Origin of the sequence: Streptomyces sp. NPDC096132 (genome assembly GCF_044763345.1) — a bacterium.
Lineage (GTDB): Bacteria > Actinomycetota > Actinomycetes > Streptomycetales > Streptomycetaceae > Streptomyces.
In genome coordinates this window covers 354,250-360,321 of sequence record NZ_JBIWGA010000010.1, presented here as the reverse complement: position 1 = coordinate 360,321, position 6,072 = coordinate 354,250, and the positions used below count along the sequence as shown (strand labels likewise).

7 protein-coding genes and 1 pseudogene are annotated in these 6,072 nt (G+C 73.8%); 1 reads left to right on the top strand and 7 read right to left on the bottom strand.

What is annotated here, in order from left to right; all coding sequences use genetic code 11:
* Positions 1-101: 101 nt before the first annotated feature.
* Positions 102-588 (bottom strand): annotated as a pseudogene (locus ACIRF9_RS25325) (hypothetical protein); the annotation flags it as partial.
* On the opposite strand from ACIRF9_RS25325, the gene ACIRF9_RS25320 reads away from it, so the two are divergent.
* Complete coding sequence (locus tag ACIRF9_RS25320; protein ID WP_403826408.1) at positions 572-787, top strand: hypothetical protein; 216 nt, start codon at positions 572-574, stop codon at positions 785-787. The pseudogene ACIRF9_RS25325 and the gene ACIRF9_RS25320 overlap by 17 nt on opposite strands.
* A 13-nt stretch (positions 788-800) precedes the next feature.
* Here the strand turns inward: ACIRF9_RS25320 and ACIRF9_RS25315 are convergent, their stop codons facing one another.
* The 6 genes from ACIRF9_RS25315 to ACIRF9_RS25290 all read right to left on the bottom strand — a co-directional run bounded on the left by ACIRF9_RS25315 (position 801) and on the right by ACIRF9_RS25290 (position 6,052).
* On the bottom strand, positions 801-926 hold the full coding sequence (locus ACIRF9_RS25315; protein WP_403826405.1) for a hypothetical protein: 126 nt from the start codon (positions 924-926) through the stop codon (positions 801-803).
* Positions 923-1,375 (bottom strand): hypothetical protein, encoded by a 453-nt coding sequence (locus tag ACIRF9_RS25310; RefSeq protein ID WP_403826402.1) that lies wholly within the window; start codon positions 1,373-1,375, stop codon positions 923-925. Before ACIRF9_RS25310 ends, ACIRF9_RS25315 begins: the two co-directional genes overlap by 4 nt.
* A 172-nt stretch (positions 1,376-1,547) precedes the next feature.
* Positions 1,548-2,912 (bottom strand): NADase-type glycan-binding domain-containing protein, encoded by a 1,365-nt coding sequence (locus ACIRF9_RS25305; RefSeq protein WP_403826399.1) that lies wholly within the window; start codon positions 2,910-2,912, stop codon positions 1,548-1,550.
* The gene (locus ACIRF9_RS25300) at positions 2,909-3,466 is read right to left on the bottom strand and encodes a phage tail protein (protein ID WP_403826396.1); all 558 of its coding nucleotides are present in this window, start codon (positions 3,464-3,466) and stop codon (positions 2,909-2,911) included. Before ACIRF9_RS25300 ends, ACIRF9_RS25305 begins: the two co-directional genes overlap by 4 nt.
* Positions 3,467-3,650: 184 nt before the next feature.
* The gene (locus ACIRF9_RS25295) at positions 3,651-5,609 is read right to left on the bottom strand and encodes a putative baseplate assembly protein (RefSeq protein WP_403826393.1); all 1,959 of its coding nucleotides are present in this window, start codon (positions 5,607-5,609) and stop codon (positions 3,651-3,653) included.
* Positions 5,609-6,052: a GPW/gp25 family protein gene (locus ACIRF9_RS25290; RefSeq protein ID WP_133910924.1), complete on the bottom strand. Its 444-nt coding sequence runs from the start codon at positions 6,050-6,052 to the stop codon at positions 5,609-5,611. The genes ACIRF9_RS25295 and ACIRF9_RS25290 overlap by 1 nt, the downstream gene beginning before the upstream one ends.
* Between the last annotated feature and the right edge of the window lie 20 nt (positions 6,053-6,072).

The following is a 6,072-nucleotide window of genomic DNA, read 5'->3' as shown; positions in this document are numbered from 1 at the left end:
GCCACGGCCTGGGCCGGCCAGCTCGACCTCGTGGACGCGGCCGCCGACCAGGTCCGCGACCCCTCCGCGGCGGCCCGCCGTGCCGCCGTCGTCGCGGCCGTTCAGCGGCTCTTCCCGGCTGCGGGGGGCGGCGCCGGTTCCTCCCGTGGCGCGTCGAGTGCGGTGTGACGTGGAGGTCGTCCCGTCGCGGTGCGCAGTCCTTCGGGGAACGTGACGCCGGTCAGTTCCTCCGACAGGGTCCACAGGCGGCGGGCGGCTTCCGGGTTGCCGGCCGCCCTGGAGCGGCCCACGAGGGTGGGGGCCGGTCCGCTCGCCGCTGCCGTCGGGGCCGACGTAGCTGGCGCCCGGCAGGTCCTGCGTCGCGGCGTACAGGGTCGGGAGCGCGCCCGCCCTGCTGTCCTGTGAGATGAACGCGGATGCCACGTTGACGGCGAAGCGGCGCAGCGCGCTGGAGTCGTGGCTGGTCAGGTTGGTCTTGGCCCATCCGGGGTGTGCGGCCATGGCGCGCACGGGGGAGCCGGCGGCGGTGAGGCGGCGTTGCAGTTCCAGGGTGAACAACAGGTTGGCCAGTTTGGACTGGCCGGCGGCCCTGGGCACGCGACTGATCGAGGACGGGCAGCGCCGGGGAGAGGTCCGTGAGGGCCCGGTCGACCGCCTGGCCATGCCGCTCACCGCCGCACTTCAGGGCCTGACCGCCCTGGCGCTGAGCGGGGCGCTCTCCACCGAGCGGATCGAGGAGGGCTCGAACGAGACGATCGCCGTCCTCCTGCGCGGCTACGCACCCTGAGCCGCTGACGGGGTCACCTGGCTGCCCGGGCGGCGTCGATGTCCCGTGCGACGTCGCGGATCAGGTCGAGGAACAGGCCGACGAGCGGGACCGCGAGCCCGCTCGTCCTGGACTTCCTCAGCGGCGCACGGGTGGTCACGCGGCGGCGAGGGCCGTACGGCGCGTGACTGCCCGGGCCGGGGCCGGAGTCGAGGTGTTCTCGTGGGCGGGTGTCGTGAAGACCATCAGGCGCAGGATCAGGAAGCGGCCGATGCCGGCCAGGGCCGAGGCGCTCAGGTAGGTGACCTGTTCCGTCAGGAGGCCGGGGGTCGGGTCGATCGCGTGGAGGGTGAGGATCGCCGCGCTCGTCGCCGCGTAGGCGGCCGCGGCCGAGCCCGCCGACTGCCAGTGGTGGCGCAGGTCGGCGCGGCGGCCGGTGCGGAAGGTGTAGCGGGCGTGGAGTTCGGTGCACAGGACGGTCGAGGCGATCGTGATCAGGGCGTTCGCCAGGGTCCAGGGCATCAGGCCGGCGAGGGCGGGGACCGCGAGGCTGCACAGGACTCCGGTGCCGCCGCCGAAGGCGACGAAGCGGATGAAGGAGGCGAACACGGCGGTTCCTTCCGCAGCGGGCGGGACGAGGGCTGGCTTCGTTGCTTAACTTAGGCAACCATAAACCTATTGCTTGAGTTACGCAAGGAGTTTCCCGGTCCTGTGATCCCTGCCGCGCGCATGAAGAAGCCGGCCGCGGCACCCTCCCCGCGGCCGGCCGACTGTCTCTTCGTCAGGACGCGTTCGCGCTCGACGGGCCGAAGAACTCGATCTCGGCAAGCGCCACCTGCTTGCTCGCGGAGGCCCCGTACGCCGACTCGATCGTGAAGCGGACCTTGGTGACCTCGCCGACGCGGAAGGCGCGGCGCTGGCCGCCCGCCTGCTGGTCGAGGACGAGATCGCGGGTCGTGGTCGTGCCGTTCTTCAGGGTGATCGTCGCCTTGACGCGGTGCGGCAGCGCCGACTCGGTGAGCTGGTCGGGGCGGGTCGACGTGCCGGAGGTGATGATCAGGTCGAGAAGGCGGGTCGGCTCGTTGAAGCGGGCCTCGATCCACTCGCCCTCACCCGACTGCGAGACGCCCGGACCCCACCAGGTGTTGTTGATCTTGTCGAAGACCAGGTCAGGCTTGTGACCGGGGTACGAGCGGGACGCCGCGAAGGTGTCCGGGGAGACCGCCGCCCGCTTCGCGAAGTGGTCCTTGGTGGCCTGGACGGCGTCCGGGGTGTTCACGCCGGCGACGATCAGGAGGGTGAGCACGACCGCGGCCATCACCCAGGTGACGATGCGGTCGAAGGTGCGGCGCAGACGGGGGCGGTCACCGGCCCACGGCGTCTCACCGTTGCGGTTGAACAGTCGGCGCCACCAGGGGAGCCGGATCGAGGAGCGGTCCTCCAGGGTCATCGGCATCGCGCAGCGCGTGCAGAAGTGCCGGTCGGGGCGGTTCGGCGTGGCGCACCAGGGGCAGGCGACGCCGTTCTCCTCGCCCTGGACGGGGCCGGGCGCGCGGACCTGCGGCCGGTCCGCCACCGGGACGCCCGGCAGCACCGGGGCCACGGTGGGCGGTGCGGTGGGCGCGGGCTCCTCCGGCTCGGTCACGGGGACCAGCAGGGAACGGGCCCGAGCCGCCATCGTGTCGCCGAGGGCGGGGGTCGGGGTGGTGGGGCCCGTTCCGTCGTCGGCGGTCGCGGTCGTCTCCGGGGGGAGCGCCGGGAGGGGGGTCTCCGTGGTGTCCTCGTCGTCCCCGGAGGCCCCGGAGTCCTCGGGGTCCGCGGAGTGCCCGGAGTCCTCGGCGTCGTCGGCCGCCGGGGGCTCGGGGGCCGGGTCGTCGTCGCGGGTGCGCGTGGTGGCGTCCGGTGCCGCCGTCGACGTAGCGGAGGAGGACGACGACGCGGACGACGACGAGGACGTGCGGGACACCGTGGCGGACGTGCCGGCGCCCGTTCCGGATCCGGTGCCGGCGGACGTCGTCGCTCCCGCACCCGTGCCGGCCCGCGCCGGGGTGCGGTCCGTCCAGCTCAGTACGGCTCCGCACGCGTCGCAGAAGGACTGGCCGGGTTCCGCCCGGGTGCCGCACTCGGCGCAGTTCTGGGTGGTCATCTCTCCGGGGTCCTTTCGGCGACGGTCACCTTGACCGTGTAGGGCATGTGGGCGGGGCGGGCGGCGGCCACGAGGGCGTCCAGGCGGTGCTGGTCCGCCGGGCCGGGGGCGGGCAGACGCAGCGTGACGTGCAGGTGGGGGCGGTGGTCGCCGGGGAACGGGCCGAGGGGGCGGGCGCTCCAGGCGGAGCCGCCGCTCTCCTCGATCTCCGGCTCCACGCCGAACGCCAGCCGGATGGCCTCCGACAGGCCGCGGCGGGTGCCGCGCACCCGGTGCAGATACGCGGCCGCGGCGACGGCGGCCCGCAGCCTCGGCTCCGGTTCCGTGCCGTCGGTCTCCGCGCCGACCCAGCCCGACAGCCAGCGGGTGAAGTCGACGGGGGCGAGGGCCGGGTCGAAGTAGGCGGGCAGACAGTCCAGGACGTTGAGGATCGGCGCCATGACGTCGTCCAGGCCCCCGACGAAACGCTGGGCCAGGTCGTCGTCGGCGAAGACGGCGGGCAGCATGGCACCGATCGGCGCGGACGAGCCGAGCCCGTCGACAGATCCCCTCACGGGCCACTTCCTTCCAGAGCCGCAACCCCCTGAAGGGGCGCGGGGCCCTGCCGATCAGCGGCTTCGCCGCGATGGGGGTCCCCCCGCTCGAGCGAAGCCGAGAGTGGGGGAGCGACCAGCCACGACGCAGCCGCACTTGACCGACGACAGCAACCCGTCACGGCCCCCCCGGCGGAGCGCCCCCTCACGAGCCGTCCCCGATCACGCGCACCCGGTGGTCGTACGAGAAGACGAGGGCCGGCGGCGACAGATCGATCCGGTCGGTCGCCTCGCCGCGCTTGCCGGTCAGGGGGTCGGCGGGGTGCAGGATGACCTGGTCGACCAGCTCCACCCCCGGTACGCGCTGCAGGACGGCGAAGACCTCGCCCGCCTGCACCGGCCGGCCGAACGGCCAGCCCTTTCCGTCCGCGCCGCCGGTCAGCGGGTCGAGGTGGCGGTACAGCGCGTCATGGGCCTGCCGGCGGACGCGGTCCGTGTCGACCCCGCGGAAGGCGTGCACCGTCGCGACCACCGTCACGCCCTGGTAGTACGGGGGGCCCACCGCCAGCCGCGTACCGATCAGACGGCGTTCGTCCAGGTGACGCATGATGCGGTCCAACAGGGAGTCGCCGGGGACCAGTTGCTCGAAGCGCAGGCGGCCGCCGGGGTCCGGGACCGCCTGCGGGACCACCAGCACCCGTACCGCGTACGAGCCGTGCTCGTCGGGCTCGCCCTCCAGGCAGGTGATGCGGGCCGTCTCGGGGGCCGCCCGGCGCGCCAGCTCCTCGTAGTCGCGCAGGGTCACGGCCCGCTCCTGGGCACGCAGGGTGATCGGGGCGCGGAGCTTCGCCTCCTCGACGGTCTCGCCGTCGACGCCGCCGCGCGCGGCCTCCCGGTTGACGACCTCGGAGACGTACGGCACGGAGGTGCGCAGGACCTGGACGGCGCCGCGCGCCACATTGCCGGCCCGGCCGCCGCCGGTGCGGTAGCGGCGGGCTCGGACGACCGCGCCCTTGGGGGCCACGGCCCCGTACTGGCGCAGCCGACCGTCGGGTTCGCGGACGGACGGGCCGAAGGCGATCTCGCCGGTGGCCGCGTCGAGGGTGACATGGCGGTCGTCCGGGCCGGACGCGGCGAAGTGGGGCACGACCCACCAGTCGATCCAGCCCTCGTGCTCGGCGGTCTGCAGCAACAACGGCGGGTCGTCGCCCACGACGGGCGCGTGCGCGAGGCGCAGACGCTGGCCGGGCAGGCCCGTCGACTCGCCGAGCGCCTCGTCGTACACCGTCTCGGCGTGGACGGCCGGGGCGGTGCCGCCGACCGTGAACGCCTCGGCGGAGCGGATGGTGGGGGACAGCGTGTAGAAGGGCTGGCCGGGGAGGGGTTCGGTGACGCGGCAGCGCAGCCAGCCGGCCTCCTGGCCGCCGGAGCGGGACAGGACGTGCCCGCCGGGGACGTGCAGGACGACCTCGCCGGGGCGGTTGAGGCCGCCGGTGCCGTCGCGGTCCACCTCGCAGGGCTGCCAGCCGTCCTCGGTCCACGCTTCCCAGACCAGCGGCGGCTGGCGGGGGTCGACGCCGACGCCGTCGACACGGCTGTCGAGTTCCAGGGCCACGGCGCAGTGCGGGACGGCAGCGCTCAGGCCGAGGAGCATGCAGTCGCCCGGGCGCGGGGCCTCGGCGAAACACAGCACGTCCTTGCTCTCGGCGAGGTCGGTGGTGACGTCGGTGACCGGCTCGCCCTGGTGCTGGACGACCAGATGGGCCAGCGCGCTGGGGACGACGGCGAGTTCGCGTTCCGTCGCGAAGACCACCGCGTCCTCGCCCTCCGTGCGGACCGTCGCCACCTCGGTGCCGGTCGGCAGCAGGACCGTCTCCTCCTGGGGCGCCGACAGCCAGAAGGTGACCTCCGTGCGGGCCGCCGACGGCGGGAACAGCCGGATGCCGACCAGGTCCAGGAAGGCCAGGTGGTTCTTGTCCGGGACCCGGTTGAGCCGGTAGACGATCTGGTCGGCCATGTGGGCGACCGTCTCGACGAGCGTGACGCCCGGGTCGGAGACGTTGTGGTCGGTCCACTCCGGCGCGCGCTGCTGGATGTAGCGCTTGGCGTCGTCGACGAACTGCTGGAAGCGGCGGTCGTCCAGGTTGGGGGAGGGCAGGGCCATCAGCGGTCGCTTTCGGAAGCCGTACCGGAGGGGCCGGGCAGACCCGGCTCTTCGTGGGACGGAATGACGTAGAAGGGGAAGACGAGACTGCGCGGGTTGTTGGTCCCGCGGATGGAGTAGCGGACGTCGATCCACAGCACGCCCTGCTCGGCGCCGGCCGTGACCTCGACGTCGTTGACCTCGATACGCGGCTCCCAGCGGTCCAGGCTGGTGTACACCTCGTGCTGGATACGGCCGGCGGTCGCCTCGTTGACCGGGGCGAACACCAGGTCGTGGATGGCGCAGCCGAACTCGGGGCGCATGGGGCGCTCGCCCGGCGCGGTGGCGAGGATCAGCCGGATCGCCTCCTCGATCTCGCGCTCGCCGCTGACCAGGGCGATGCCTCCGGTGGGGCCGATGCGCAGGGGAAACGCCCAGCCGGACCCGACGAACTGTTCGGCCATCAGACGGCCACCCTCCTGAG

What these genes read in the sequence shown, in the direction of transcription:
- ACIRF9_RS25305 (WP_403826399.1), bottom strand. Translation starts at nt 2,912, where the DNA reads ATGACCACCCAGAACTGCGCCGAGTGCGGCACCCGGGCGGAACCCGGC.
- ACIRF9_RS25295 (WP_403826393.1), bottom strand. Translation starts at nt 5,609, where the DNA reads ATGGCCCTGCCCTCCCCCAACCTGGACGACCGCCGCTTCCAGCAGTTC.
- ACIRF9_RS25290 (WP_133910924.1), bottom strand. Translation starts at nt 6,052, where the DNA reads ATGGCCGAACAGTTCGTCGGGTCCGGCTGGGCGTTTCCCCTGCGCATC.